Source organism: Corynebacterium sp. NPDC104732, from assembly GCF_055583565.1.
In genome coordinates, this window is the sequence record NZ_JBVJNS010000018.1 from 24,575 (window position 1) to 48,242 (window position 23,668).

The 23,668-nt window shown below is 60.9% G+C and carries 23 protein-coding genes; 8 read left to right on the plus strand and 15 right to left on the minus strand.

The window, feature by feature from the left end:
* Nucleotides 1-100 precede the first annotated feature (100 nt).
* Genes ACZ6ZO_RS10960 through ACZ6ZO_RS10970 form a run of 3 tightly spaced genes read right to left on the minus strand, consistent with a single transcriptional unit; the run spans nt 101 to nt 4,931 of the window.
* A complete protein-coding gene (locus tag ACZ6ZO_RS10960) occupies nt 101-2,485 on the minus strand; it encodes a serine/threonine protein kinase (protein WP_465292620.1) in 2,385 nt (794 codons plus the stop codon).
* Nucleotides 2,482-3,465 carry a glutamate ABC transporter substrate-binding protein gene (locus ACZ6ZO_RS10965; protein ID WP_465292622.1) on the minus strand — a complete coding sequence of 328 codons (984 nt, stop codon included), beginning with the start codon at nt 3,463-3,465 and terminating at the stop codon, nt 2,482-2,484. Before ACZ6ZO_RS10965 ends, ACZ6ZO_RS10960 begins: the two co-directional genes overlap by 4 nt.
* Nucleotides 3,462-4,931 carry a hypothetical protein gene (locus ACZ6ZO_RS10970; protein ID WP_182385349.1) on the minus strand — a complete coding sequence of 490 codons (1,470 nt, stop codon included), beginning with the start codon at nt 4,929-4,931 and terminating at the stop codon, nt 3,462-3,464. The genes ACZ6ZO_RS10965 and ACZ6ZO_RS10970 overlap by 4 nt, the downstream gene beginning before the upstream one ends.
* A gap of 126 nt (nt 4,932-5,057) precedes the next feature.
* Between ACZ6ZO_RS10970 and ACZ6ZO_RS10975 the strand changes: the two genes are divergently transcribed.
* The 3 genes from ACZ6ZO_RS10975 to ACZ6ZO_RS10985 are packed head-to-tail and all read left to right on the plus strand — an operon-like array spanning nt 5,058 to nt 7,311.
* Complete coding sequence (locus ACZ6ZO_RS10975; RefSeq protein WP_182385350.1) at nt 5,058-5,570, plus strand: NUDIX domain-containing protein; 513 nt, start codon at nt 5,058-5,060, stop codon at nt 5,568-5,570.
* A gap of 38 nt (nt 5,571-5,608) precedes the next feature.
* Nucleotides 5,609-6,544 carry an ABC transporter ATP-binding protein gene (locus ACZ6ZO_RS10980; protein ID WP_182385351.1) on the plus strand — a complete coding sequence of 312 codons (936 nt, stop codon included), beginning with the start codon at nt 5,609-5,611 and terminating at the stop codon, nt 6,542-6,544.
* Entirely contained in the window at nt 6,544-7,311 is a 768-nt protein-coding gene (locus ACZ6ZO_RS10985) for a hypothetical protein (protein WP_417925892.1), read from the plus strand. Before ACZ6ZO_RS10980 ends, ACZ6ZO_RS10985 begins: the two co-directional genes overlap by 1 nt.
* Here the strand turns inward: ACZ6ZO_RS10985 and ACZ6ZO_RS10990 are convergent.
* Nucleotides 7,308-8,549, minus strand: coding sequence for a Na/Pi symporter (locus tag ACZ6ZO_RS10990; protein WP_465292625.1), 1,242 nt, complete (start codon nt 8,547-8,549; stop codon nt 7,308-7,310). The two genes, ACZ6ZO_RS10985 and ACZ6ZO_RS10990, sit on opposite strands and share 4 nt — an antisense overlap.
* Nucleotides 8,550-8,624: 75 nt before the next feature.
* On the opposite strand from ACZ6ZO_RS10990, the gene ACZ6ZO_RS10995 reads away from it, so the two are divergent.
* Nucleotides 8,625-9,782 carry a multidrug effflux MFS transporter gene (locus ACZ6ZO_RS10995; RefSeq protein WP_465292627.1) on the plus strand — a complete coding sequence of 386 codons (1,158 nt, stop codon included), beginning with the start codon at nt 8,625-8,627 and terminating at the stop codon, nt 9,780-9,782.
* Nucleotides 9,783-9,914: 132 nt separating this feature from the next.
* Here the strand turns inward: ACZ6ZO_RS10995 and cls are convergent, their stop codons facing one another.
* Together cls and ACZ6ZO_RS11005 are read right to left on the minus strand one after the other, a co-directional pair.
* Nucleotides 9,915-11,414 carry a cardiolipin synthase gene (gene cls / locus ACZ6ZO_RS11000; protein ID WP_465292629.1) on the minus strand — a complete coding sequence of 500 codons (1,500 nt, stop codon included), beginning with the start codon at nt 11,412-11,414 and terminating at the stop codon, nt 9,915-9,917.
* Nucleotides 11,415-12,227, minus strand: coding sequence for an exodeoxyribonuclease III (locus tag ACZ6ZO_RS11005; RefSeq protein ID WP_182385355.1), 813 nt, complete (start codon nt 12,225-12,227; stop codon nt 11,415-11,417).
* 87 nt (nt 12,228-12,314) lie between these two features.
* On the opposite strand from ACZ6ZO_RS11005, the gene ACZ6ZO_RS11010 reads away from it, so the two are divergent.
* Nucleotides 12,315-12,869 carry an RDD family protein gene (locus ACZ6ZO_RS11010; RefSeq protein WP_182385356.1) on the plus strand — a complete coding sequence of 185 codons (555 nt, stop codon included), beginning with the start codon at nt 12,315-12,317 and terminating at the stop codon, nt 12,867-12,869.
* Here ACZ6ZO_RS11010 and ACZ6ZO_RS11015 read toward each other — a convergent pair.
* Both ACZ6ZO_RS11015 and ACZ6ZO_RS11020 read right to left on the minus strand, forming a co-directional pair.
* Nucleotides 12,853-13,845 (minus strand): N-acetylglutamate synthase, CG3035 family, encoded by a 993-nt coding sequence (locus ACZ6ZO_RS11015; RefSeq protein ID WP_465292632.1) that lies wholly within the window; start codon nt 13,843-13,845, stop codon nt 12,853-12,855. The genes ACZ6ZO_RS11010 and ACZ6ZO_RS11015 overlap by 17 nt on opposite strands.
* Nucleotides 13,817-14,446 (minus strand): peptide deformylase, encoded by a 630-nt coding sequence (locus ACZ6ZO_RS11020; RefSeq protein WP_182385358.1) that lies wholly within the window; start codon nt 14,444-14,446, stop codon nt 13,817-13,819. The genes ACZ6ZO_RS11015 and ACZ6ZO_RS11020 overlap by 29 nt, the downstream gene beginning before the upstream one ends.
* A 26-nt stretch (nt 14,447-14,472) precedes the next feature.
* Here ACZ6ZO_RS11020 and ACZ6ZO_RS11025 point away from each other — a divergent pair, with 26 nt between their 5' ends.
* Genes ACZ6ZO_RS11025 through ACZ6ZO_RS11035 form a run of 3 tightly spaced genes read left to right on the plus strand, consistent with a single transcriptional unit; the run spans nt 14,473 to nt 16,437 of the window.
* Nucleotides 14,473-14,706, plus strand: a complete 234-nt coding sequence (locus ACZ6ZO_RS11025; protein ID WP_208768109.1) for a DUF3263 domain-containing protein — start codon at nt 14,473-14,475, stop codon at nt 14,704-14,706.
* A 26-nt stretch (nt 14,707-14,732) separates the two neighbouring features.
* Nucleotides 14,733-15,302 carry a LytR C-terminal domain-containing protein gene (locus tag ACZ6ZO_RS11030; RefSeq protein ID WP_232843231.1) on the plus strand — a complete coding sequence of 190 codons (570 nt, stop codon included), beginning with the start codon at nt 14,733-14,735 and terminating at the stop codon, nt 15,300-15,302.
* Between the two features lie 10 nt (nt 15,303-15,312).
* Nucleotides 15,313-16,437, plus strand: coding sequence for a glutamate--cysteine ligase (locus ACZ6ZO_RS11035; RefSeq protein ID WP_465292635.1), 1,125 nt, complete (start codon nt 15,313-15,315; stop codon nt 16,435-16,437).
* Here ACZ6ZO_RS11035 and ACZ6ZO_RS11040 read toward each other — a convergent pair.
* The 7 genes from ACZ6ZO_RS11040 to ACZ6ZO_RS11070 all read right to left on the minus strand — a co-directional run bounded on the left by ACZ6ZO_RS11040 (nt 16,434) and on the right by ACZ6ZO_RS11070 (nt 23,257).
* Nucleotides 16,434-16,787: a monovalent cation/H(+) antiporter subunit G gene (locus ACZ6ZO_RS11040; protein ID WP_465292637.1), complete on the minus strand. Its 354-nt coding sequence runs from the start codon at nt 16,785-16,787 to the stop codon at nt 16,434-16,436. The genes ACZ6ZO_RS11035 and ACZ6ZO_RS11040 overlap by 4 nt on opposite strands.
* Nucleotides 16,784-17,056 (minus strand): monovalent cation/H+ antiporter complex subunit F, encoded by a 273-nt coding sequence (locus tag ACZ6ZO_RS11045; protein WP_465292639.1) that lies wholly within the window; start codon nt 17,054-17,056, stop codon nt 16,784-16,786. The genes ACZ6ZO_RS11040 and ACZ6ZO_RS11045 overlap by 4 nt, the downstream gene beginning before the upstream one ends.
* Nucleotides 17,057-17,060: 4 nt before the next feature.
* Nucleotides 17,061-17,573: a Na+/H+ antiporter subunit E gene (locus ACZ6ZO_RS11050; protein ID WP_465292641.1), complete on the minus strand. Its 513-nt coding sequence runs from the start codon at nt 17,571-17,573 to the stop codon at nt 17,061-17,063.
* A complete protein-coding gene (locus ACZ6ZO_RS11055) occupies nt 17,570-19,222 on the minus strand; it encodes a Na+/H+ antiporter subunit D (RefSeq protein WP_465292643.1) in 1,653 nt (550 codons plus the stop codon). The genes ACZ6ZO_RS11050 and ACZ6ZO_RS11055 overlap by 4 nt, the downstream gene beginning before the upstream one ends.
* Nucleotides 19,215-19,703 (minus strand): Na(+)/H(+) antiporter subunit C, encoded by a 489-nt coding sequence (locus tag ACZ6ZO_RS11060; protein ID WP_465292645.1) that lies wholly within the window; start codon nt 19,701-19,703, stop codon nt 19,215-19,217. Before ACZ6ZO_RS11060 ends, ACZ6ZO_RS11055 begins: the two co-directional genes overlap by 8 nt.
* A gap of 5 nt (nt 19,704-19,708) precedes the next feature.
* Nucleotides 19,709-22,561: a Na+/H+ antiporter subunit A gene (locus ACZ6ZO_RS11065; RefSeq protein WP_465292647.1), complete on the minus strand. Its 2,853-nt coding sequence runs from the start codon at nt 22,559-22,561 to the stop codon at nt 19,709-19,711.
* Nucleotides 22,562-22,738: 177 nt separating this feature from the next.
* Nucleotides 22,739-23,257, minus strand: a complete 519-nt coding sequence (locus ACZ6ZO_RS11070; RefSeq protein WP_208768103.1) for an acetyl-CoA acetyltransferase — start codon at nt 23,255-23,257, stop codon at nt 22,739-22,741.
* Between the last annotated feature and the right edge of the window lie 411 nt (nt 23,258-23,668).

A 23,668-nucleotide genomic window follows, 5' to 3' on the forward strand; every position in this document is an offset into this window, starting at 1 on the left:
AGGAAAACTAGCCCACGCGGAAATCGAGCGTACGGATGGGACGAAAACGGCTCGGAAAATCCCATCGGTACGCTAAATTTCGCGGGGACGCGGTGCCCCACTAAAACCACGTCGTGGGCCGCACCGCGTTTGCCATGTCTACGAGTGCGTAGCGGTGGCGGGCGAAGGGGGCGGAGCGGGCGAGGAGTCGGAGGTTTTCGTCGAGTCCGGTGCGTAGTCCTCGTTGGGTGAAGGGGTGGTCGAAGAGATCGTTGGGGCTGGCGGCTTGGTCGAGGTTGTTGGTGCGGAGCCAGGTAAGGGCTGCGCCGAGGACTGCGATGCGGATCTGGAGCAGGCGGGGTTCGTTGGTGGGGATTTCTTCGAGGCGTCGGGAAGCGCGGCGGATGCGGGATTCGGTGAGGTTGTCGCTGATGAGCAGGAGGATGGTGGTGAGTTTTGCCATGCGGTGGTGGCGGGAGTTTTGGGGGACTCGGTCGAGGGCGCTGACGGCGAGCTCGAGGTGGTTTTCGGCCATGAGCTGCCGGGACATGCCGAAGGCAGAGGAGACGGTGGTGGGGTTGGTGGCCCAGACGAGTCGGTAAAGCCGGAGGGAGTGGAAGCGCAGGGCCATTGGGTCTTGGGTGACGTGTGACCAGGTGTTTTCGAGGCTGTCAAGGAAGGCGATGTCGAGGTCGGCCATGGAGGAGCCGAGCTCTGCTGTTGCCTTTGCGACGTCCGGGGTCAGCAGGGCAGTGGACTGCAGGTCGGCTTGTTGCAGGAGTAGCTCATCGACGGCGGCCAGCGCCAACTTCGGGGCGGCCTCGCCCGGCAGGATGGTGAGCACGTTGTTGAAGTGGATTTGGGCGGTGGCGAAGTCGTCGAGGAGCAGCGCAGTGATCCCCGAATGCCATTGGAAACGCCAGTCAGGTTCCAACATGGCAGCCAGGGAGCTCAGCCAGTTGCGGGCCTCAGCAACAAAACCGAGGTCAAGGAGTGCGCGGACCACCCCGAGCGGGATCTCGGCTGACCCTTCGTACTCCGGGTTTTGCATAGCCCCGCGGAGCGTTTCGAGCGCTTCGGAAGGTTCAGCATAGGAAGAACCAGAAAGTAGGGCGGCACCCGTGTCGGTGCGGTCAATCAGCGGGGTGGGTAGGGCAGCCACGACTTCCGGTGAGGTGATGCGGACTGTGCGCTCAATGCCGTCGATAAGCTGGTCGGTGCGAAACACCAGGTGTTTCGTGCCGAAGGTGGTACGTTGCGGGGAAAACAGGGAGTGCTGCGCGGGGTATTGCTTCCCGTCGCGGACCGCGATGATTTCGCGGAGCACGCCGTACAGCTGGGTGCGGAGCTCGTGGATGTCGCGGAACCGCTGGGTTGGGTCCTCATGGGTGGCGCGCAGCAATAAACGGTACAGCGATAAGTGCCTGCGAAACAGTGGTTCTTCGAATGGAGTTGGTAGCCCTGGGGCGAAGTGGCCGTCTACCACGGGGAGCGAGCACACCAACGACGCAAGGGTCCGGCCCACGGTGTAAATATCAGATGCGACGGACGGGCCCGAGCTGGCCACCTCCGGTGCTTGATACCCCTTGGTGCCGTAAATGTAGCCGAAGGCACCGATACCGGAAACCGCGCCCAGATCAATCAACTTCACCTGGTCTTCCGTGACGATGATGTTGTCCGGCTTCAGGTCGTTGTACACCACGCCGCGCGAGTGCAGGTATTCGAGCGCCGGCAGGATCTCCAGAATGTAGGCGATGGCGATGTCAACCGGGAACACATTGCCGGGTTGTTCACGCCGTCGATCCAGCAGCGACGGCCCGCCCACGTACTCCATGACAATGAACCCACCCGGCACGCGCGGATCGTCGATGAAGTTATAAATCTTCACAATCTCCGGGTGCGTGATATCCGCCAGGAACTCCCGCTCGGCCTCGGCGGTACCGTGATCGCGCGGGTTGCCACCTGAAATCATGCCCTTGAGCACCACCCACCGGCCAGAGACATTGCGGTCATTAGCCAGGTAGATCCAGCCCATGCCGCCGTGCGCGATCACGCCAAGAACCTCGTATTGGCCAGCGACCATATCGCCGGGCTGCAGCGTCGGCGGCTCAACCGACGGGTCCGGTTCGATCACAGCATCCTGGGCGTTGGTCAACGCGACGAAGGGCAGTTGCACCATGCCGTCGGCCACGGTGCGGCCGGCGCGCGTCGTCCCGCGGCGCTGACGGAACGTAGACAGTGCTTCACGACGGCTCCGGCTGCTCACATCCTCCGACTCAGTAGCATCCGGAACGCCCGCAACAGCAAGGACAGCTGCGGTATCTAGCTCAACATCGTCTTCGTCTTCATCATCCGCGAACGGGTCGAAGGGAACCGCGGAGGTGTGGGTGACGGAGTCGCGCAGGTGATCGAGGTCTTCGACCAGCGCGCGGATTTGGCCACTGGTGTCATCGTCGGCGAAGGGATTGTAAGGGACGGCTTCGGTGTGTGCATTCTCCTCAGTCACTGGTGATCCCCTTCTGCGCGATAAATGATGGGTGGTGGGCCCTTAATGAACTGGTAGCTGGCTAGCCAGCGGTTGTAAATGTCCCACCAGGTGCCGTCGGCGACGATGCGCTCAATAGTGGAATTGACCTGACGAATCAGTCCTGTCGTATCATGCCGCGAGCCCGGCTTGGCGATACCGACGCCAAAGTTCTCCAAGCTCAGGGACCTTCCGACGATCCGCAGATATGGGTCCTGGGCGGCCATTCCCGCCAAAATCGTGTCATGGGCGACGATAGCGTCCACATTTCCCTGCTGCAGCAGCACCAAACAGTCTGACCACGAGTTCGTCGCCATGATGTTTGACCGCGGATTGTACTGGCGGATCAGCTGAATCGCCGTGGAGTCTTTCAGCGCACACGCAGTACGCCCGCCCAAATCCTCCACAGATCCGAGCCCGGATGACTCCATCACCAGCATGCGGGTGCCGGTGGACAGATACGGCACCGAAAAGAACATCTGATCCTGGGTGTGGCGAGTGATGGATAGGGACCGCAGCATGATGTCTACCTGCCCGGATTCCAGCAACTTGACGGTGTCCTGGCTATCTACGAACCGGAAATCGACCTTGTCGGGGCTGCCGAAAATATCACGTGCGATCTCGCGAGCTAGTTCGACCTCAAAGCCACGCAGCTCACCGGTAACGGGATCACGGAAACTCAGCAGGTTCTGCGACTGGTCCACCCCCACGATCAACCTGCCCCGGCCGACGATGCCCGGCACCCGGTCCTCTGGTTTCCGGTCATCCGGACGCAAACTACCCAGCAGGTTATCCAACAACGGCGGGTTGGCCGGTACCGAACCCGCCGGCTCAAACGTGGCGCCAGCGGGAAAAACCGGCTGGTAGGTCGCCGGGGTAGGCGCGTACGGAATCACCTCAGGGTTGGTGCAGCTAGCAACTAATACTGCTGGTAGGAGAGCAGTCAGCAATTTTTTCATCATAGGTACTCCTGCAGCCGAGGTCGGATGCCAAGCCACAATGCGGCTACCGAAGCGATCGACAAGATAAGTACCAGCGTGGACACCCAGCGGGTGGCCATCAAACCACTGTCCAAATACGTGCGGAGGGAGAGTCGGGCGTCTTGAATGAGACGCGCGAGCCCGGAGTCCACCGTGTCAAAGTATTCGGCCGTGGTGCCATCATGCTCGGGTGTTTTTCTGTCCGGGGAGTGGAACGCAATGGTGCTGGCTTCGCTGTACTCGCCTTGGTCCACTGCTCGGCGGAGCCGCTCGTGGGAGGCCTGCCAATCCTGCAGTGCTGTTTCCACGGTATTAGCTTCCGCAGCGTTGTCGTCGTGGTTGCTGAGAGAGGAGTCTTGGTAGTGATTCAGCTCGGCCTGTACCTTCATCATGATGACGTCGAAGCCCTCAATGGTCTGGGCGGAGGTTTCGCGACGCACCAGTGCCAAGGTTTCGCCCGTGCGTGCTTGCTGAGACAGCACACGGGCATTCGTCAACGCACTGAGCGGGGCGGCCGCTTCCTGGTAGCCCTTGGAACCGGAATACCAGGTGTATCCGTTAGAAATAGTCACCCATAGCAACGCAATGGCCATGAATGTGGTGGCAGTGAGGAATCCCTTGTTGAGGCGTCGTCTAGTGCGCACTGCCAACCAACGCTGCGCCCAGTACAGCATGATCAGCGCCGCCACCAGGCCGGAGATCGGCACCCACTGCGGCTCGGTGAGGCTGCGCTGCTTCTCATTCAACGTGCGGTTGGAACTATCGAGCAACTCCCTGGCGGCTGGCAGGATCGTAAGACGCATCAGCGAAGAGGCCTGCGCCAGATAAGCAGCGCCAACGGGGTTGCCCATGCGGTTATTCGAACGCGCGGTTTCCACTAACCCGGTGTAAACAGGCAGCTGCGTCTGGATTTGGGTAATCAGCTCCAGCTCCCGGGAGGGCTGAGGTCCAAGTCCCGCGGTGGTTTTAGTCGCAGCCGCGGAGGCGCGTTGGATTGCGCGCTGGTACCGTTCCCGGTTTTCCGGAAGCTCCACTCCCGCCTGGACAAAACCAGTGGTCGCCACGGTTTCTGCGAGGGAAAGCGACGTGTAAAGGTCCTGGGCGGTGGAGGACATCGGCTCGGTGTTGTTAATCAAGGAGGCGAGCGCAGTTTGCCGACTCTCCGTGGACTGCGCCATCGAGACGCCCGCCGCCAAGATCGCGACGGTGAGCACCATGGTAATTAGCGTCATCATGCCGATGGTGGTGGAACCAAAGGTGCGGATGCGCCTGCCCCAGAGCGCCGGCAAGCTCATAGATTCGCGCAAGCGATTGGAGATCTTCCGCGAGGTGATTTCGCTGGTGGGGTAGTTCAACCAGACGTCCGTTGCTGTGGCCACAGCAGGCCGAGCCGGTGCGTCTTCAAGCACGACGGTCACCGGAGCGTTGCTGCGCTGTACCTCGGTCATAGTTGCTTCTATAGTACTTTCTGCCAGCGGCCAGGTTGGAGCAAGTTGAAAATGTCGATACTTCAACTGTCTAACATGGTTTATCGGCATCCCGCTAGCAAACGTTTCAGCGCTACAGTGAGTGGTATGCACGCTGATGGAGATGGCTGGGCTGCGGGCCCTAACGGCACGAGGCGCTGGGGTGTGTGGGGCGCCGCTGGGTTGTTCTTGGTGGCATACGATACCGACTCGGTGCTGATGCAGCACAGGGCGTACTGGACCGCGAACGGTGGCACGTGGGGCGTGCCTGGCGGGGCCCGGGATTCCCACGAAACGGTGGCGCAGAGCGCGCTGCGGGAGGCCGTGGAGGAAACCAACATTGCCACGGACCGCATTGAGACTGTCGCAGATATTGTCACCGCCGGACCATATCCCGCGGATCCAGAGCGCCCCGAGCTGCCGGGCGGGTGGACCTACACCACAGTCATCGCGGTTACCCCAGAGCAATTGCCGGTGGTTGCAGATGAAGAATCACTAGAGCTGCGGTGGGTTCCGATTCCTGAGCTGCCGAAGCTGGACTTGATCCCGCCTTTCGAAGAAGCGCTGCCACTGATCCTGGCCCGCTACCAGGAGTGGAAAAATCACAAAATGACCACTTAGCGATAGCTTAGGAACTAACCTGTGCCACACTGGTGGTCATGATTGACGTAGCGAATCTGAGCAAACACTACGGCAGTGTGCGCGCAGTGGATGACCTCACCTTTACCGTGAAGCCAGGTGTGGTGACGGGCTTCCTTGGACCAAACGGCGCCGGAAAATCCACCACCATGCGGATGATTTTGGGGCTGGACAGCCCCACCAGCGGCAGCGCCTTCATCAACGGCCAGCGATACAAAGATATGAAGAATCCGCTGCGTGAGGTGGGCGCGCTTCTCGACGCCAAAGCCGTCCATCCCAACCGCTCCGCCGCTAATCACTTGCGGTGGATTGCTCAGTCCAACGGCATTCCCTCATCGCGCGTGGATGAAGTGCTCGGCTTAGTAGGCCTTTCGGACGTGGCGGGCAAACGCGCGGGTGGGTTCTCGCTCGGTATGGGCCAGCGCTTGGGGTTAGCCACGGCGCTGCTCGGGGATCCTGGTGTGCTGCTGCTGGATGAGCCGGTCAACGGCTTGGACCCAGAGGGAATCCGCTGGGTCCGTAGCTTCCTCAAAGCGTTGGCTGCGGAAGGGCGGAGCGTGTTTGTCAGTTCTCACATGTTGTCTGAGATGGCGCTCACCGCGGATGACCTAGTGGTCATTGGTCAAGGCAGGCTGATTGCAGAGACCACGGTGTATGACTTTGTGAAGAACTCTTCCCAGTCGGCAGTTCTGGTTCGGACGGAACATCTTCCTGAGTTCAAGATGGTGCTCGACGAAGAGCAGATCGAATTCACGGAAGAACAGGATGAAGAAAACCGCTCGGTGGTGGTCATTCCGGGGCAGAGCACTGACTTTATTGGGGCGCTTGCCTACTCGACGGGCATTTTACTCAAGCAACTTTCGGAGCGTAAAGCGTCTCTGGAGGATGCGTTCATGGAAATGACGGGAGATGCCGTGCAATACCGGACCGATGTACCAGTGGGGGAGCAGGGCTAATGTTTCTCAATGTTTTGAACGCAGAATTTACTAAGCTGCGCACCACCAAAGCCTTCTGGGGCAATGCGATCGTGTACGCGGCGATGACCGTGGGCATCATCGTCCTTGTAGCCACCATTATGCGGTCCACGAGGGGAGACGGTCCGGGGCCGACGTTGGTTCCCCATGACCTGGCGCAGGTGGTGAACCTGGCTGGCGGACTGGTGCTGGCGATCATGTCCATCCTGGTAGTGACAAGTGAATATGGCCAGAAGTTGGTGTCCGTGACTTTTCAGGCGACCCCGAACCGCCTGGTGGTTGCGCTGGCGAAACTGCTGCTCATGATCTTGGTGGCTACGGTGTTCACCGTGGTTACACTGGTCATCGTTATCCCTCTGGCCCGGATGATCGTGGGGTCAGAGCTGGGGCCGGAGTTGCTGCTCAGCAACTCAGAAGCACAAAAATACCTGTGGAAAACACCGGTGTATGCCACCATGTTCATCATTTTGGCGCAGGGATTGGCATGGATCGTGCGGAGCGCAGTGTTCTCCATCATGATAATTTTGCCGTGGTTCATGGTGGTGGAGGTCGTGGTTGTGCCGATGATCCCGAAGTTTGGGGAAAAGGTATTGCCGTACTTGCCGTTTAAGAACCTGAGCGCGTTTTACTATGCCGAAGCGATTGAGGAAGCGCCGTGGGGATACTGGGGGTCGCTGTGGTACTTTGCTGCGATCGCGCTCGTTGTGTACGTGGTCGGTGTTGCTCTGCTGGTCCGAAGGGACGCCTAGAATAGCGCCACCAGGGCGATAACCCCAAAGGGGATGAGGATGTAGGTGGCCAGCACAGCGATAAAAGCTGGCAGCGGGGCGCCTACAGCGCGACGTGCGACAGTGGTGGACAGCGTGATGATGCCACGGCCGAGAGGCCGGATAAGCATCACAGCCACCACGCCGATCAGGTTGAAAAGGACGTGGACGAAGGCCGCTTGCATAGCTAGTTGTCCAAAACCCCCGGAGACCGCGAACGCGGCGATCATCGCGGACATCGTGGTTCCCAGGTTGGCTCCCAAGACGATGCCGAAGGCCTTGCGGAGCGACAGCGTGTTCGTACCCACGAAGGGAACAGTGGAACAGATGGTGGCGGACGAGGATTGCGTCATGAGGGTCAGCCCCAGGCCAGTGAGGACTGACCTGATTTGGACGGCGGTTTCTGGTTGTTCTGCCGAATGAGCAAACACGAAACGGGCGCTGGCGGCGGTCATGTCGCTGAGCAACACCGTGGTGAAACGGATCGTTATCATGATGGCGATCACGCCGAGCCCGATCGATACCGCCGCCGCAATGTTGGGGCTCCCTAGGTAGCCGAGCAGTCCGTTGGTTCCTATTCCTTCCACGACTGGGTGGATGAGGGCGTCGACAAGCCCGCTAACACTAAATGTGATGGTGGTGCAACCGTAAAGCCAGCGTGAGAGCTGGTCAGACAGCGCTCGTAGGGGGTGAAATGCAACTTCGAGGGGGAACAGGAAGGCTACCAAGGAAACATTGAACCACCAGGTGGTCATCGTGGCGCTCAGGGCGCGTTGAAACTTGGGCTTATCGCGGAAGAACCCGAATGCGACGAGTTGCGGGGTGAAACAGGTACCAATGTTGGATCCCATGATCAGCATGACCGCGGTTTCGATGGGCACCACGCCAGAGCCGACCGCCGCGACCACAATGGTGGTGATCACGGTGGAGGATTGCACACCAAAAGTGATCAGGATGCCGACCAGGATCGCGAGCACTGGGTGGGTGGCGTAGTCCATGATGTTGGCGACCACCGCATAGCCCAGGTCACGAACTCCCGTCGTGATTAACTTGACGCCAGTGAGTAGCACGTAGAGGCACAGCAACACCCCGATGCCACGGACGACCTTGCCGAACCCCGAGATCTGCACTTCGTCCTCATCGCGAGGGACGAGGCGCGGGTTGATGTAGTGAATGGTGCCCGGGAAATAGTTGCGTTGAGCAGCAGTTTGTGAACCCACAACACCCCTCGTTTACCTTGGTCAACAACTATTCACTTCTACGTTACCCGACTACACGATATGGTATTTTCTGTGATGCGTAAACAATATTTTGGTGCTGGTTTGCTCTCGGGACTCGCTCTGCTCAGCGCGGGCGGGCCGTTTGGTATCGACGTATACCTCCCCGCATTGCCCGCCATCGCCGAGGACCTGGGCACCACCCCGGCGTTGATGCAGCTCACCCTTACTGGGTTCCTGGCAGGTATGGCGGTGGGCCAGCTTTTCATTGGCCCGCTTTCCGACGCCCACGGCCGCCACCGCCTCATGGTGGGAGGAGCCCTACTCGCAACTCTCAGCGCCGTGGCATGTGCGCTATCGCCGTCGATAGGCGTGCTGGTTTGTGCCCGGTTCTTGCAAGGCGCTGGATTGGGCTCCGGGGTGGTGCTTTCCCGAGCCACGGTATCGGACCTGGCGGAGGGAAGCGCGGTTGCGAAAGCATTTTCCCTGCTCATGATGATTCAAGGTGTAGCTCCGGTGGTCGCACCCGTCCTAGGTGGCTTCCTTTTGGAACCAATCGGGTGGCGAGGCCTGTTCTGGGTGCTCGCCGGCATTAGTGCCGCGCAGCTGGCAGTGGCGGTATTCCTCATCCGGGAATCCCGCCCGCCAGAGGAACGGACCACCGGTGGCTTCAGGTTCGGGGCAGTGCTGCGCAACCGGGAATTTATAGGTTACTTACTCGCTTTTGCTTTCGGGTTCGGCACCATGTTTTCCTACATTGCGGCCTCCCCCTATCTGTTCCAAAATCAGCTGGGGTTCAGTCCTCGGGCGTTCTCTATCATTTTCGGTATCAATGCGGTGGGCATTGCCTTGTCATCGTTTATCAACTCAAAGCTTGTGGAACGCACCGAGCCGTTTAACTTGCTGGTCCGGGGCCTGCTAGTGATGCTCGGATGCGCTGTGATCTTGCTGGTGGATTCGCTTTTTGGCCCGCACCCGTGGCTCGCGGTGCCGGTGCTCTTCCTGGCGATCTCCCAAATCGGCTTCATCATGGGCAACGCCACCGCCCTGGGCACCTCCGCTGTCCGACCACTCGCCGGAACCGGAGCTGCGGTTATGGGCGCGTGCCAATTCGTTGTGGCTGGCACCGTCAGCCCACTGGTCGTACTCGGTAGTAACTTTGGGCTGTCGATGGCAATGGGCATGGCATGCTGCGCCACGATTGGCTTAGTGGGATTGCGTCTGGCGAGCAGGTAGTTTTGTTGTTTTGGGTTCTGGATAGCGATCTGTTTTTGAATGCGAATCGCTTCGCCTATCCCAGTGGTTTACCTGGGTTTTTCCGGGCCAAGGCGTAGGGATTTGTCTCACGAAACAGATCCCTATCAACCACTACTGCAGCGCAGAAGTCAGTCGCATGACGTTGTCTACGTACCGCTTGACCAGGGGGCGCTTGGCCCATTCCTCAGCGGTGAGCAGCGTGGAACGCTGCCGGTACTTAAGCGCGAGATCAGCGAGGTCATCGATGAGGTTGCCGTGTGCGACCAGCAGCGACACTTCGTAGTTAAGCCCGAAGCTGCGTTGGTCCAGATTAGAGGATCCGAGCACCCCGATAGCGTCTGGAGATGAGGGGTCCGCGATCATGAACTTCGAATGCAAAATCGCGGGGGCGGGGTAGCGGTAGATTTTCACTCCGGCCTCCAGCAATGCGGAGTAATAGCTCGATTGGGCGTGCGACACGATGAACTGATCGCCCTTTTCGTTGACGTACAGTTCCACGGACACGCCCCGGTAGCAGGCGGTGATGACGGATTCCAGCAGCGTCTCGTCGGGGATGAAGTACGGGCTGCACAGGACGAGGCGTTCCTTGGCGTGGTGCACGATGGAGTTGAATAGCCTCAGGTTCGGCTCGGTGGTGTAGCCCGGGCCGGAAGGGACAAGCTGCAGCACGTTGATGTCAGTTTTCTCTTCGGGCAGCGAGGGGCCGGATCCGGTTTCGGGTAGGGCAAGCGCCTCGCCGCTTTCCGAGTACCAGTCGACCGAAAACACCATCTCCATGGAGGACACGACGGGTCCGCTGAGTTCCACCATGGTGTCTACCCAGTGCAGGCCCCGGCGTCGGTTGGAGCGCAGGAGGTAGGAGGAATCGATCATGTTTTGGGACCCGATGAAGCCGCGGTAGCCGTCGATAAGCAGCATTTTGCGGTGGTTGCGCAGGTCCGGTCGGCGGAAGCGCCATTTCCACGGTTGCAGTGGCAGGGTGAGGTGCCAGTCGATGCCGATGGCGTCTAGACGACGGCCGAGTTTTCGATACCCGGGATACTTCCAGGAGCCGACGTGGTCGAACAGGAGTCGGACTTTTACGCCGCGCTGCACGGCTCGCTCGAGGGCGCGGAAAAACGGGTCGGTGGTCTCATCCCACGCGACGATGTAAATTTCCGCGTGCACTGTCTCAGTCGCCTCGTCAACCGCTCGGGTCATTTCCGCGATGGAGGCTTCATAATCCGCATACAGGCCATGGTGCGTGCCAGTGACGGCGGGCAAGCGGGTAAGGCTCCGGTTGAGGCGAATGATGGATTCCAGCTCGGGGCTGAGCGTAGCGTGGGGTGGGACGTCCGGAACGTTAGCCTGCACGTCGCGGATCATCGCATCGGATTGCTGCTGGATGCGGTGGCGCCTGCGGTTGATGTACGGGCTACCCATGAGGAGGAACAGCGGCAGTCCCACGATCGGGATCAGCAAGATAGCGAGCAGCCATGCGCTGGACGCCGCGGGTTTACGCCCTTCCGGAACCACGCCGATAGCGAGGATCTTAATGCTGTAGTCCAGCACCATGCCGACAGATTGCCACCAGGTGAAGTGCCCGATATCCCAAAAATGTAGCCCGAACATTTAGCGCACGTCGTCCATTCGGGCCGTCTCGTAATCCACGATGACAGGCGCATGGTCGGAGGCGCCGGTGGTGGAGCGTTCGTCGGCGTCGATAAGGGCGCTGACCGCACGCACGCTTTTCGACGCCAATTGGAAGTCAATCCGCATCCCCTGCCCGCGCTGGAACCGCATCTGCTGGTAGTCCCAGTACGTGAACTGTCCTGTGGTGAAGTCGCGGGTGACTTCGATTAGGCCGGCGTCGAGGAGGTTTTCAAATGCCACACGTTCCGGGTCGGTGACGTGGGTTTTCCCTTCGAAAAAGGCCATGTCCCACACGTCCTCGTCGCGGGGAGCGATGTTGAAATCCCCCACGAGCACCAGCTGGCTCTCCGGGGTGGCGCGCAGCTCATTTTCCACATAGTTGGCGAGGGCGCCCAGCCAGCGCAGCTTGTAGTCATAGTGCGGGTCGGCGATCTCGCGGCCATTAGGAACGTACAGGCTCCAGATGCGTACCCCGTCGCACACGGCACTAATCGCTCGTGCTTCCACATCTTGCGGCTTGGCCGGGTCTTTGTGGAATCCGGGCTGGTCGGGGAACTGGGTGCGCACGTCCTCGAGGCCAACACGGGAGGCGATGGCCACGCCGTTCCACTGGTGCAGGCCGTAGTGGGCGACTTGATATCCCAGGTCGGTGAACGCTTGGTACGGGAAGTTCTTATCCGCGGTTTTTGTTTCTTGCAGGGCAAGCACATCAATGTCATGGCGGGTTAAGAATTCGGTGACGCGGTCGATTCGCGTCCGCACAGAGTTGACGTTCCAGGTGGCAATGCGCATAGCAACAAACCTACCCGGCTCATGGGGAGTGTGGAACTTTTACGGTGGTAGTGGGCGTTAACTCCATAGGGAAGGAGCCAAACCACCATGGAAGCTAAACCAATGCGGCAGCGTCTTGCACGCGAAGTCCGTGATGCGCTACAGCCACCGATTGCGCACGGTGAAATCGAGAAGTACCGCGCGTTTTTGCCGGGACGTAACACCGGACAGCGAGCTATCGACAATGCGCCGGTTACTGCTCGCGTCGGTGCGCTGGCCATTGACGTAGCCCTGTTTAGCAGCATGTTTGTCACGATGTTGTTGGGACTATCGATCGCGTTTGCGCAGGGATGGTTCCTCGCCGGGGTGTTCGTGCTCCCGGTTGCGTTCTACTGTTGGCAGACTCTCCTGGACACCGTCGGCGGGTCCATCGGTAAACGGCTGATGGGGCTGCGGGTAGTGGGGCCCGCGGACACCCCAGTAGACGCCCTGCAAGCGGGACGACGCAACCTGTGGCTGCTCATCCCGATGATCCCCATCGCGGGTCCAGTCGCGGCGCTCGGGGTGGGGCTGTGGTTTGCGGGAGCGGCCAAGGCGGATGCTTTCGGGGTGGCGCCACATGACCGATTCTCCCGCATCAGGGTGGTTAAGAAGCTGGGCTAGCGTACCGGTGCCGGTGGTGCTCCACGAAGCCGAGCTTCTCGTATAGGCCGATTCCGGCGTCGTTGGAGGCCAGGACCTGCAGGTAAGCGTCGGTGGCACCGTGTTCGATGCCCCAGCTCACCATGCGCTGGCCCAGTGCGGTGCCAAGGCCTTGGCGTCGGTAGGCGGGTGCTACTTCTACTGCGGAGTAGCCCAGGAACCGGCGGCCGTCGGGGGTCTCGGTGAGCGTGCCACGGGTGATGGCGATGGTCTCGCCGGTTTCGGAGAGGATGCGCCCGAAGCACATGTGCCCTTCGATCTGGGTGCGCAGCAGCTCCAGGGCGTGGGCAGGTAGGGGCTGGCCACGGAAGTGATAGAGCTTCAGCCAGTCCTCGTCGGGCTGGTCCTGAATATCGAAGCGGATCTTGGTGGGCAGGGGGTCCGGGTCGGAGAGTTCGCGGGTCATCACCACGATGTCCGGGCCGAAGCTCCAGCCGTGCGTGCGGGCGAATTGCAACGCGGAGTTGCCGATGCGGTCGGGGATCAGCAGCTGCACGGGCAGATTGTGGCGATCATAAAACTCCTGGATAGCCGCCATTGGGACTGGGGTGAGTCCCGCGGAGCTGCCGAGCGGGGCGGCGGAGTTGGAGCGTTCGGTGATGCCGTCGCCGGCGCGGAGTAGCCAACCGTCCTGCCAGACGTGTTCGATCCCGGGGAAAGCCATCGCGGTGGCGGTCTCCACAGCGCGAATATCGGAGTTGCGTACCCGGCGCGGCGGCAGCACTTTCACCACCTGGATCAGCTCGGCAGGGATTTCCACGGCGTCAGCGGTGGAGGCGAAACCGCCGACGGATTGCGGGCGCACGATCAGTGGGGTGGTGGAGAGTACGTGGCCAATGACGTCGGTAAGGTGCCCTGGCGTGTCTGGCAGGCGGCGACGGACGATGACGCGGTCGCCTACTTTCGGGTTAGTCGTCGTGCCCAAATGGGTCCTCATCTACGCCAGGGGTCCAGGTTAGGCCCTCGGTGGTCCAGCCGTTGGCCTTAATGGTCTTTTTGGCTAGTCGTTTCCAGCGGCCGATGAGGGTGTCGGTGTAGACGTAGCCGTCGAGGTGGCCGACCTCGTGCTGGAGGCAGCGGGCGAAAAACCCATAGCCTTCGACGGTGACGGGGTTGCCGTGTTCGTCGGTGCCGGTGACGCGTGCCCAATTGGCCCGGCCGGTGGGGAAGGTTTCTCCTGGTACGGAGAGGCAGCCTTCGTCTTCGGAGCCGTCGTCGTTGGGCATGGTTTCTGGGATTTCGGAGGTTTCCAGTACTGGGTTGATCACGCAGCCGCGGCGGAACTCGCCGCCCTGGGCCTTGATTTCTTCCTCAGATTTCAGGGTGCCGTCAGGCCCCTCTACGTCGGGGCAGTTGTAGACGAAGAGGCGTTTGCCGACGCCGATTTGGTTCGCTGCGAGGCCGACGCCGTGCGCGCGATCCATGGTCTCGTACATGTCCGCGATGAGTTCCGCCAGTTCATCAGGGGTTTCCGTGACTGGGGCGGTGGGGTTGTGGAGCACTGGGTCGCCGTGGATGACGATGGGACGAACTGTCATAGTTAAAAGAATATACCCTGGACAACATGGCAGATGAGCTTGGTGAATTCGATCGCGCGATCTTGGAGTTTGAGTCCCGTGCGCCCGCGAACATTGGGGTGAAGGAGGAGGCGATCCGTTCGGAGTTGGGGATCACTCCGGTGCGGTACTACCACCGGTTGAATACGCTCATTGATGTGCCTGCTGCGCTGGCGGAGTATCCGGTGCTCATTCACAGGTTGGGGAATGTGCGGAATCAGCGCGCCAATCTCCGAAAGTAATGTGACTGAAGTGTAGGATGTGACTCGTGTCTACGAATGAAACTTCCTCAAAGTCCGCCGGCTTGCCGATCCGTGGCATTGCCATGATCATCCTCGCGGTAGCCGTCGCCTTGCTGGCATGGGGCGTGTACTCAATGACCAACACTGGCAGCGACGATGTTGTAGTCAGCCAGGAAACCACGCAGCAGCAACCAGCCCCAGCCCCAGCCGCTCCGGCACCCGGAGCGCCTACTCCCGCTGCACCAGTTCCTGCCGCCGAAGCACCAGCGACACCTGCAGCGCCTGCGGCGCCGGAGGCGGGGGAAGCGGAAACCCCAAAGGTTTTCGCCCTCAATAACTCCACCGTGCAGGGCCTGGCGAATCGAGTAGCCGACAACCTGAAGAGCAAGGGCTACCCGGATGTGGAGTCCGGCAACTTCCCTGAGGAGATCCTGCCGGAATCTGTGGCCTATTACACTCCGGGCAACGCGGCAGAGCAGCGAGCTGCGGAGAAGATCGCCCAGGAGCTCCAGATCAAAGCCGCACCGCGCATCGAGGCTCTGAAAGACAAGCCAGCGGGCGTGGTTGTGGTGATTACCGAGGACCTCAACCGCTAAACTCAGTGGCATGGCCATTGAGTTTGCCCAAACACAGAACCACACCTTGGGTGTGGAATGGGAAATCGCGCTGATCGACCCCGACACCCGCGATCTTGTGCCACTGGCGGACGAGGTCATCGCAGAACTCTCCGATAAAGACCTCGACGTCCGCGTCGAACGCGAGTTCCTCTCCAACACCGTCGAGCTGGTCACCGGCGTCTGCGAGACCGTCGGCGACGCCATCACGCAGCTTTCCGACGGCCTGTCCGCCGTCCGCGACGCCGCAGAGCGACACGGCGCCCGGCTGTGGGCCAGCGGCTCGCACCCTTTTGCAAACTCAGAACAGCAGCAAGTCTCGGACAAGTCCCACTACAACGAGATCTTGGAACGCACCCAGTACTGGGGAAAGCAAATGCTCATCTGGGGCGTCCACATCCATGTGGGAATCGCCTCAGCGGACCGGGTTTGGCCGATCATCAACGCCATGATGACCAAATACCCGCACCTACTTGCCCTATCCGCCAGCTCCCCAGGATGGGCCGGACGCGACACCGGGTACGCGTCGAACCGCACGATGCTGTACCAGCAACTACCCACTGCCGGAATCCCATACGACTTTAAGGACTGGGACGAGTGGTCTTCCTTCGTGGCGGATCAGAAGAAATCCGGCGTGATCGACCACGATGGCTCCATGCACCTGGACATTCGCCCTGCGGAAAAGTGGGGAACCATCGAGGTGCGCTTCTCCGATGCCCCCACTAACCTGCGGGAACTCGCAGCCATCGCAGCCCTGACCCACTGCCTGATCGTGTACTACGACGATCTGCTCTCCGCAGGAGACACCCTGCCGAGCCTGCAGCAATGGCACAACAACGAAAATAAGTGGCGCGCCGCCCGCTACGGGATGGACGCCATCATTATCACCACTCGCGATACCGACGAAGTGCTGGTCACCGAGGATCTTGAGTTGCTGCTCAGCGTGCTCGCACCCATCGCGGAGAAGCTGGGCTGCGCCAAGGAACTGGGCTACGTGCGGGAAATCATGGCAGGCGGCGCTGCCTACCAGAGGCAGCGTGCCGAGTTCGAACGCACCGGAAACTGGGGCACCGTTGTGGACTTGGCGTGCACCGAATTGGAGGAGTGGCGCCCCTAGCGTGCGGTGTCGTTGCGCATGAGGTGGTCGGCGTCGTAAAGCTGCTCGCGCCGGGCGATGCGCCCGATACGCTGGCCGACCACTGGGGCGGTGAGCAGCGCAAACAGGATCACCAGGACGAGCGCGCCCATGTCGCCTTTGTTGCCGGGCGTGAGTTCACCCGAACCGAGGAGGCGGAGCAGCGCGCCGAGCACGGTGAGGATCAAGCCCAGCGTTTGTGGTTTGGTCACGGAATGCAGGCGGGAGAGCGTATCGCGGAAGCGGGCCATGCCGACGGCGGTGGCCAACACTAGGATCGTGCCGCCGAAAATGCAGACCAGCGAGGCGATGTCGAACAGGAGGTTCATCATGCGTCCTTCTTCCGGAAACGGGTTACGGCCACCGAAGAGATGAAGCCGAGTAGTGCCACCACCATCATCGCGTTGGAGACCGTGGTGTCCAGGGTCCAGCAGATGTACAGGGCGAGGGCACACTGGATCATCGCTACCGTGGCGTCCAAGCTGAGCAGCCGGTCGAGGGAGTTGGGGCCGGCTAGCAGTCGGTAGCCGTTGATGAAGAAGGCCACCGCAAAACCGCAGGCGGCGATGGTGAGGAACAGATTGTAAAGGGATGAGTCCACGGCGTTAGACCTCCATTTCAAACGTGCGGATCAGGCGGCGTTCCAGCTCCGCGATACCCCGCAAGCTGCGATCTAGCTCGGCGGTGGAACGGGCGTCCAGGATGTGCATGGTGAGGATGCGGGACGCGATGTCTACTTCCATGACCGCGCCGCCTGGGGTGAGGTTGAGCAGCGAGATCGCTAGCGACAGCACGAAGTCTTCCTGCACCCGCATCGGCACTTTCACAATCGCTGCCGGTGGCTGGGGAGCAGGGCGCAGCGCCAGGACACTCACCCGAACCGAGGACATTAGCAGATCCCAGCAGAAGAAAACGATCAGTTCTGCCAGGGAAAGCCAGCGGATGCGCATACCGGAAACCGGGAGCGCAGGCAGCGGAAACAGCAGCACAATGAGGGTACCCACGGCCATACCGCCCAAGATGTTGGCCCAGGAAAATTCCCCGTAGAGCAGGCACCACATGAGGGTGAGCCACAGGATGGTCATGGGACGGAACCGACGCTGAATACCAGAGATCATGGCTGTATCTCCTGGGACAGGGATGCGGTTCTGCCTGGGGCACTATCGTCGGTGCCGAGGACGGCGGTGCGATACTGCGTGACGTCGAGGGAGGCGGTGGCCGAACGTGTGGCCACCCCAGAAAGCGGGCCAGCCAGCACCGTCACCGCCAGTGACGCCGCGACCAGCACTGCGGTGGGGGCCACCATGCCCACTGGCATGCGGCCGACGTCGACACGCTCGTCGATGTGCACCATGTCCTGCACATCGGATAGCGGGGTGGGGCGTGCGGTGGCGAGTTGGCCGTCGGGGGCGTCGGCACGGTCGCGCCAAAATGCCTTCGACCACACCAGCACCATCGTGTACAGGGTGAGCAGGGACGTCACGACCGCGCCGCCGACCAACACCCAGGCCATGGTGCCGCCATGTTCGGCGGCCGCTTCCACCAAAATCACCTTGCCCAGGAACCCCGAGAACGGTGGGATGCCTCCCAAGTTGAGGGCCGGGATCAGGTACAACATCGCGAGCACCGGAGACGCATACGCCAGCGACCCCAGCGAGCGGAGCGAGGACGATCCGGCTTGGCGCTCGATGAGGCCAACGACCAGGAACAGCGCGGTTTGCACCAAAATGTGGTGGACGGCGTAGAACATGGCACCGGCCAGCCCGTGAGCGGAAGCGAAAGAAATGCCCATGATCATGTAGCCGATGTGGCTGACCAGCGTGAACGACAGCAGACGTTTGATGTCATTTTGTGCCATCGCACCGAGGATGCCCACGATCATGGTGAGCAGCCCCGCCCACATCAGCACGGTGTCGAGGCGACCATCGATGAACAGGACGTAGCGGGCGCGGATGATAGAGTACACGCCCACCTTGGTCAGCAGACCGGCGAACACGGCGGTGACCAGTGCCGGAGCGGTGGGGTAGGAGTCTGGTAGCCAGGAATACAGCGGGAACACCGCGGCTTTGATGCCGAAAGCGACGAGCAAAACGGCGAAGATGGCGGTGCGCGTTCCAGAGGGGACATCTGCCATACGCTGCGAAATCTGCGCCATATTCATCGTTCCTACGGCCGCGTACACCAGGCCCAGCGCGAAGAGGAACACGATCGAGCTGAGCATCGAGACCATCACGTAGGACACACCAGCACGCACGCGGCTCGGCGAGGCCCCCAGCGTGAGCAGCACGTACGAGGACACCAGCAGCACCTCGAACCCGACGTAGAGGTTGAACAGGTCGCCCGCCAGGAACGCCAGGTTCACCCCCATCGTGAGCAGCAGGTATGCGGGGAGGAACACAGCGACGGGTTCGTCGTCGGTACCGTCGCGGAGGCCCTGGCCGATCGCGTACCACATCACGCAGAACAGCACGAGGGAGGACACCGCCAGCATGATCGTGGCGAGTCGGTCAGCCACGAGGGTGATGCCAACCGGGGTGTCCCACCCGCCGATTTGCAGGGTATGAATCCCGGAGAAATCGACCAGCACCACGAGCAGCGTACAGAGCACGATCAGCGCGAACAGCGCCCCGAGGGCGATCACGCGTTGCAGGTTGTGGAACCGGCCGAAGACGAGCACCAAGGCCGCCGCCGTGGCGGGCACGATGATCGGCAGCGCAATCAGGTAGGGCAGCGCGGGAAGCAGCCATAGGATGAGGGAATCAATCATCGGTGTCTCCCTGCAAAGGTTGTTCGAAGGACGCGGGCCCGAACGCGTCGCCGGTGTGCGTCGGGTGGCCGGTGGTTGGGTCGTCGGAAAGGTCGTGGTCAGGTGCGGCGGAGGCAGTAGCAGGCCGCTTTGCGACGACCGTATCCTCCGTATCGTCCTGCAGAATATCGGCCGTGCGGTATTGATACTGGCGATAAGCCAGGGCCAGGATGAACGCGGTCATCGCCATCGAAATCACAATGGCAGTGAGGATCATCGCTTGGGCCAGTGGGTCCGCGTCGACGGCATTCACCGCAGATTCGCGCCCCTTGATCGGCGGCGCCCCGGCGCCACCGCCTGCCGTGAGGATGAGCAGATTGGCGCCGTTGCCCATGAGCAGCAACCCCATAAGCATCCTGGTGATGGCTCGTTCAAGGACCAGGTAGACGCCACAGGCGACCAGGACCGCCGCGGCGGTGAGTAGGGCGAAATTAGCAACCATTGTTCTTACACGTCCTTACTCTGTAGTCGATTGCGACGCTCCCGGGCGCGCTGTTTACGCACTTCCTCGTCTTTATCCAAGCGGGCGCCGAGGCTACCCAGTATGTGGAGGATCAGTCCGATGACGATGAGGTACACACCGGCGTCGAAAAGCAGCGGCGTGACCACGGCCATGTGGCCGATCAGCGGTAGCTGGAGCTCCCAGTAGTGGCTGGTCAGTGGCGGCATCCCGAAGAACAGGGGCGCGATGGTGGCGGTCGCTGCCAGCAACAGGCCTACGCCCAGCAGCTTCGATGGATCGATCGGTAGCGCTACTTCCAGCTCGCGTCGGCCACCTGCCAGATAACGCAGTGTGAACGCGAGGGCAGCGACGAGGCCACCGGCGAAACCGCCGCCCGGCCCATTGTGACCTGCGAAGAAGAAGTAGGCGCTGAGCGCGAGCATCGACGGGAACAGCAGCCGGGTGGCCACATCGATCATGAGGGACCGATTCCGGGTGCGATCATCCACGGAGGTGGCGAGCCACCGGCCGCCCTCGGCTTGTAGCGTGGGGCGTCGCGACGAACGCGAGAAATCCCTCGTGCGATACACCAGAGAGGCCACGCCCGTGGCCACAACGACCAGCACCGAAATCTCGCCGAAGGTGTCCCAGGCGCGGATATCCACCAACAGCACGTTCACCGCGTTCGCTCCGTGACCGATGTTCTTGGCCAAATCCGGGATGAAGATAGACACCGGGAGGGTGGTGCGGGCATTCATCGCGAACACCGCCAACACCATCACGGACACACCCACCGCTACGGAGAGCCACGCCCGGGCACGCACGAAGTTGCTTTTGGGCAGCATTTTAGGGCTCGCGGGAAACTTACGGAGCACCAGCATGAACACCACCACGGACACGGTTTCCACGAGTAGCTGCGTCAGCGCCAAATCCGGGGCGCCATGCAGCGCGAAAATCATGGAAATGCCGTAACCCGTCATCCCCACCATGATCAGCGCCGAGATGCGGTTATCCAGTACCGTCACCGCGATGGCCGCGATGATTACAATAACGGCAATCACGCCTTGCAACGGGGTGTCCCACAGCTCCATGCGCACATTCGTCCGTTGCCCAGTAATCAATGCCACCAGCGGCAACAGCACTAAAGTCAGCAAAATGATGGCCTCGTTGATCGGCAGCGAACCACGCTGGGTATTCGCCGTGATCTTCAGCGACACTGTCCGCAGCGCCTCAAGCACCCTGTCATAGGCAGCGTTCGCACTGCCCAGCGCCGGCTGGGAAAAGTGCAGTCCGGCTAGCACGCGCCGCTGCCAATGCATCACAACACCAGCGGTGATAATCACGGCCGTGATGGCCAGCGGAACCGTGAAACCATGCCACAAGGCGAGGTGGGAGGCGGGCTCATCAGGGTAGATGGTGGACAAGTGATGGGTGATTGGGGCGTCGATAAGCTGCGGCGCGAGCCCTGCCACCACGCTACCTCCCGTGAGCAGCGCAGGTGGCGACCACAACCACCAACCCACCGAGTGCATCCCCCGCACCGCCTCCGAGCAGCCGGAGTCCGGTTTGGTGGCGAAGGCGGACCACAGGAAGTACAGCGAATACGCCATGGTCAGGACAGAACCGAGGACGATGCCCGTCAGCGTCATCCGGCCCGGCATCCCCACCAGCAACTCCTCATGCAGCACCGCAGTGATCGCCGCTTCCTTCGCTACAAACCCCACCAGGGGCGGCAGGCCCGCCATCGACGCCGCCGAAACCGTGGCGATCACCGCCAAACCAGGCTGCTTGCGACCGAGCCCCGACAGCTTGCGGACATCACGCGTCCCCGTCGCATGATCAATCGCGCCCACCACCATGAACAGCGCTGCCTTAAACAGCGCGTGGCCCACCGTCAGCGCCAGCCCAGCCATCAGCGCTTCCCGGGAACCGATGCCCACCAACGTCATGATGAACCCCAGCTGGGAGAGCGTGCCGTACGCCAAAATCAGCTTGAGATCCTTCTGGCGCAGCGCCATCCAACCCGCCATCAGCATGGTGAACAGCCCAAACGGGATCACCACCAGGTGCCACGTGGGAAGGTGCGCCAGCTCGGGAGCCAGGCGCGCCACCAGATAAATGCCGGCCTTCACCATTGCTGCGGAGTGCAGGTAGGCACTCACCGGGGTCGGCGCGGCCATCGCGCCGGGCAGCCAAAAGTGCATCGGGGCGATTGCGGACTTGGATAGCGCACCTACCAGGATCAACACCGCCGCTGTGGTCAGGTACGGGGTGCTCGCGACCGCCGGGCCTTCGGCGAGCGCAGACAGCGTCCAAGTCCCCGCCCCGTAGCCGAGCATGATGATGCCCACCAGCATCGCCAGGCCACCCAACGTGGTGACCATCAGCGCCTGCCCGGCACTGCGCCTTGACGACGCCCGTTCCGAGTAATACCCGACCAGCAGGAAAGACAGCACAGAGGTGATTTCCCAAAAGACGAACATGAGCAGCAGGTTGTCGGAAATCACCAGACCAAACATCGCCATGGTGAACGCTGCCATCTCAGCTGCGAAGGCGCCGAGGCGCCGTGGCGCCTGGCTGAAATAGCCCCAACAATAAAGCAGGACTAGGGCGCCGACGCCGAGAATGATCAAGCTGAACAGGCTGGCCAGCGGATCCAGTCGCAACTCAATATTGAGGTGAGTACTGGGCATCCATTCGTAGCTTGATTGGTGGGTTTCGCCAAGGTGGCGGGCTACCCAGACGAAACCAGCTGCGGGAGTGAGCGCGAGCGCACCAAAGGCGGCGCGCCCGAACTTCTGCACCAGCAGCGGGGCAATGAGAGCGTTGATGAGGAGGGCTAGAAAAAGGACAATCACCTGGGTTAGTTTCCGGTTGGTTGGACACGGGCGTGCCACTCGTCGACGCCTAACCGCGATTCCCCGAAAAAGAAAAAGGTTGCACTGCCGGCGTCTCTGAGAGCGCGACAATGCAACCGAGTTTACAGAAAATTAGCTGACCTTGTTTTAAGTGAACTTGTCTTAGACGAACTTGTCTTAGACGAACTTGTGGCCGTGGAGTCGGTGCGCTGCGGAGCTCATAGCGGCAGCACCCGAGTTGTCACGATCCGGGCCAAAGCCCATAGCCCAGACAGTGGTCCCGCGGAACGTTGCTTTAACAAAGGTGACGGTTGCCTCGAAAATATCCATCTGGTGGAAGCTGACGATCTCGATCGGGCAGTTCATCTCAGCGAGAATGTTGGTGCAGGCGGAAATAGGTCCGGTCGCTTCAATATCGCGACCGAGGGTGATGCGACGTTGACCGCGCATGGTGGTGATGTTCGTGAAGAAGTTGTAGCGGTGGCCAGGAAGTGGCTCGGAAAACATGTTGTGAATTCGAATTGCACTGGTTGGTGCGTAAGTTTCGGTGAACGTCCGCCAGGACATCCCCCGAGCTTCTTCACGAAGATCGCTAGGCAGGTTGTGGCCGAATCGTGCTTGGAAAGGGTCCGCTGCTAGCTCGTTGGTATGACGTTGAAAACCTGTGCGCGGGGAGGTGGTCGTTTGGGTGAACATTGTTACGTGGTCCTTCGGTAGTTGGGTACTTTTGTGGACCGACCCAGGTTGCTGGAGTTCTAACGACTACTTCCCCATGCGAAGGGGGTCAGTCTCTCAGTCCTTCGCTGGGGTACGTAGCCTTAGCCACTCGGAGAATTAGGTTTGCAATAGTCATGTGGATCACAGTAATCCCCGTCACATATGTTGGCAAATGTGGGGTGAACAATGGGGGTAGTGGGATTGGCTGTCCTGGTGGGTGGGATTTTGGGATTTTTGGGTCCAGCGGAAAAACGCGAGACGTGGAATTCGAGACTCGGAGCTTCAAACCTGCTATTTGGGTGTGCGGACTTTTTGTTGGAGTCCTACGCGGCGGTGTGGGTTGGTAGTGATTCGAGTCCCCGGCTGTGGGCCAGGGTTTGGTATCCCAGG

Coding starts and splice junctions, on each gene's coding strand:
- ACZ6ZO_RS11050 (WP_465292641.1), bottom strand. CDS start 17,573: ATGATCTCTGGTATTCAGCGTCGGTTCCGTCCCATGACCATCCTGTGG.
- cls (WP_465292629.1), bottom strand. CDS start 11,414: ATGTTCGGGCTACATTTTTGGGATATCGGGCACTTCACCTGGTGGCAA.
- ACZ6ZO_RS10980 (WP_182385351.1), top strand. CDS start 5,609: ATGATTGACGTAGCGAATCTGAGCAAACACTACGGCAGTGTGCGCGCA.
- ACZ6ZO_RS11070 (WP_208768103.1), bottom strand. CDS start 23,257: ATGTTCACCCAAACGACCACCTCCCCGCGCACAGGTTTTCAACGTCAT.
- ACZ6ZO_RS11025 (WP_208768109.1), top strand. CDS start 14,473: ATGGCAGATGAGCTTGGTGAATTCGATCGCGCGATCTTGGAGTTTGAG.
- ACZ6ZO_RS11040 (WP_465292637.1), bottom strand. CDS start 16,787: ATGATGAACCTCCTGTTCGACATCGCCTCGCTGGTCTGCATTTTCGGC.
- ACZ6ZO_RS10970 (WP_182385349.1), bottom strand. CDS start 4,931: ATGACCGAGGTACAGCGCAGCAACGCTCCGGTGACCGTCGTGCTTGAA.
- ACZ6ZO_RS11010 (WP_182385356.1), top strand. CDS start 12,315: ATGGAAGCTAAACCAATGCGGCAGCGTCTTGCACGCGAAGTCCGTGAT.
- ACZ6ZO_RS10985 (WP_417925892.1), top strand. CDS start 6,544: ATGTTTCTCAATGTTTTGAACGCAGAATTTACTAAGCTGCGCACCACC.
- ACZ6ZO_RS11020 (WP_182385358.1), bottom strand. CDS start 14,446: ATGACAGTTCGTCCCATCGTCATCCACGGCGACCCAGTGCTCCACAAC.
- ACZ6ZO_RS11035 (WP_465292635.1), top strand. CDS start 15,313: ATGGCCATTGAGTTTGCCCAAACACAGAACCACACCTTGGGTGTGGAA.
- ACZ6ZO_RS11015 (WP_465292632.1), bottom strand. CDS start 13,845: ATGAGGACCCATTTGGGCACGACGACTAACCCGAAAGTAGGCGACCGC.
- ACZ6ZO_RS10995 (WP_465292627.1), top strand. CDS start 8,625: ATGCGTAAACAATATTTTGGTGCTGGTTTGCTCTCGGGACTCGCTCTG.
- ACZ6ZO_RS10965 (WP_465292622.1), bottom strand. CDS start 3,465: ATGATGAAAAAATTGCTGACTGCTCTCCTACCAGCAGTATTAGTTGCT.
- ACZ6ZO_RS11055 (WP_465292643.1), bottom strand. CDS start 19,222: ATGATTGATTCCCTCATCCTATGGCTGCTTCCCGCGCTGCCCTACCTG.
- ACZ6ZO_RS11005 (WP_182385355.1), bottom strand. CDS start 12,227: ATGCGCATTGCCACCTGGAACGTCAACTCTGTGCGGACGCGAATCGAC.
- ACZ6ZO_RS11060 (WP_465292645.1), bottom strand. CDS start 19,703: ATGGTTGCTAATTTCGCCCTACTCACCGCCGCGGCGGTCCTGGTCGCC.
- ACZ6ZO_RS10975 (WP_182385350.1), top strand. CDS start 5,058: ATGCACGCTGATGGAGATGGCTGGGCTGCGGGCCCTAACGGCACGAGG.